Origin of the sequence: Methanosarcina sp. 1.H.T.1A.1 (assembly GCF_000979295.1) — an archaeon.
GTDB lineage: Archaea > Halobacteriota > Methanosarcinia > Methanosarcinales > Methanosarcinaceae > Methanosarcina.
The window spans coordinates 1-1,785 of the sequence record NZ_JJQY01000036.1 but is presented as its reverse complement, the minus strand read 5'-3'; the positions used below and the strand labels follow the sequence as shown (position 1 = coordinate 1,785).

Annotated in this window: 1 protein-coding gene; it reads left to right on the top strand. The window is 33.6% G+C overall.

From position 1 onward, the window contains the following. The first annotated feature begins 279 nt into the window (after positions 1-279). Positions 280-801, top strand: a complete 522-nt coding sequence (locus EO95_RS03915) for a hypothetical protein (protein ID WP_156163969.1) — start codon at positions 280-282, stop codon at positions 799-801. The last annotated feature ends 984 nt before the right edge of the window (positions 802-1,785 follow it).

Sequence of the window (1,785 nt, the reverse complement as noted above, 5' to 3'; positions counted from 1 at the left end):
AGGAGTCCGTCTCGTGGGCTCGGAGATGTGTATAAGAGACAGATATATACCTGCTTGACCATATTATAACTAACTGGCTTAATTATGACAATGTCTGGATTGTTGAAACGAGGGAAGAAATATTTATAGATTACCTATTTCTCTTTAATGTTTTTAATTTTGTGTTAGCGATGAAATATCTGAAAAGAGAATCTTATGACAAATACGTTAAGTGGCTCAAGCAACATCCTGTATGGAGTTGTTTAATATTACTTTTTGTTATTTTACTATCCTATAGATATGAAGTCTGAACAAACTATTCATTGCACACAACAAAATGAAAAGAAAAACAGTTGTCCATTAGACAAAACAATGTATATTGATAAAGAAAGGGCAGTCATTTTTGGTGATGTAATGGACCGTAGAGAGTTTTATACTTCCGTTTTTTTGGGTTTATTTGTTATTATTTTTCTCGTTGTAGCCATTGCATCCATTATCTACCCTCAGTCAATTTGGTTTGTTTTGGCAGCATTAAGCCCATTATTTATATGCATTTTTTTTATTTTTCCTTTTATTATTGTTCCTTCTATTCTTAAATACCTCTCAGTAATTGTGGGGCGACTATATGATAATATCGGAGAAGTTAGAGTTACAGACTGTCCAAAGAATGGTAAAATAATCAAAATCAAGGATTATATGGATGACAAGATTGCAACTAAAATTACTTCTATTCTTGAAGCTCTGATTCTTATTTTAATGATAATTTATTTTGCATTAGCAATCTACTATGGTATACCAATAGGTGATAGTTCCATGATTTGAATTCAAATATTTATGATCAGGGTCTGCTAGATTAAGGATTGAAACTTATTTCCTCATCAATAAGAGTTTCAAAACAGTTTTCACGATCAGAGGCCTGATTAATTGTTCCAGGTTTGATAACACTTCTGTTTTTGCTCAGAAGGACTTGTAGGGCTTCAGGTGGGTTTGCGGTATTTAATGTGGGTGATAGGCTGGTCTGTTTCAGCTTGCAGAGTGCATTTTGACAATCACAGAAGATTCAAAAATCTATGCACTTTTCATGCAGACTCCTGGTATAAATCATTATTTAATCGAGTCTTATAGGACCCAGTTTTGTCCAGTATTTGCAAACAATACAGTAATAGATCTTGCCGTCTGAGCTAACTTTCAGGTCGGCATGGCATTTTGGACAGAATTTTAGATCTCTCGTGAATAAAACCTCTTGAATTTTCATCATCAAATTTGGTGGGAATCTTCAGGATATGTAATGCAAGAAGAAGCCCAGAGGGGCTGTATCTACTATATCCCCCAATACAATCCCTTCGAATGTTATGCTCCCCCAAGCAAGCAATTCGAAGAAGGATCAGCAACCCCAGGAGATTCTTTTATTTTGATGATACCCCTTTATTCCCCAACTCCAGTACATAATAATAGTACAAATTATATTCATTGGTCATCGGTTAAGAAATTTTCTTGCCTGTATGCTATCGATTTTAGAGCAAAAATTAGTCTCAAATTTTGAACACTTAAACTAAAATCGATACCTTGCTCCAACTTCATATCAATATATGTTTTCGAGATATATCGCAGAAATAGGGCAATTTATCATGATTCTTCTCTTAACCGAAGACGCATGAAATTATATTAAATAAATTATACAAAAAATTCTTTTCAAGCAAAAAATAATTTGACGTAAAAAGTTTCAAGCTCATTATAGCTCTTTTCTTAAGTAGGACTTACGCATTTGAAGTACAAAATTAAGCACTTTCGGCTTTGTGACTAAGT

What these genes read in the sequence shown, in the direction of transcription:
- EO95_RS03915 (WP_156163969.1), top strand. Translation starts at nt 280, where the DNA reads ATGAAGTCTGAACAAACTATTCATTGCACACAACAAAATGAAAAGAAA.